Consider the following 398-nt stretch of genomic DNA (forward strand, 5'->3'; position numbering starts at 1 on the left):
TATATGGGACCTGCGCTTTCACTGGCAACGGGAAAAAGCGCGTCTCCTGCAGGCGCTTCGCGCCGGGATGTACCGTTTTCGTCCGCTACGCGTCATTCCCCGCGCGGACGGCGGGGCCTGTGTGATGTGGTCCGCCTGTGACGCGCTGGTTATTCACGCCCTCACCCGCCTGCTGACACCACATCTTCCGGTCCATCACACCGGCGAACACGTCAGGGGCCAGGGCGGCGGCAAACAGAGCGCGCGTCGCGTTCATCATTTCCTGCGCCACACAAGGGCGCCCTTCGTCTTTCGCACCGATATCCGCGGTTACTACGCAAACATCGACAAAAACCGGCTTTACCATCAGCTCACCACCTGCATTCCCTGCCCGGGTATACGCTCTCTGTTGTGGCAGC

1 pseudogene is annotated in these 398 nt (G+C 61.8%); it reads left to right on the plus strand.

From position 1 onward, the window contains the following. A pseudogene (locus VF709_RS24955) lies at window positions 1–398 on the plus strand (hypothetical protein); the annotation flags it as partial.

Origin of the sequence: Enterobacter sp. Lyrl_3, from assembly GCF_051948675.1 — a bacterium.
Classification (GTDB): Bacteria; Pseudomonadota; Gammaproteobacteria; order Enterobacterales; family Enterobacteriaceae; genus Enterobacter; species Enterobacter cloacae.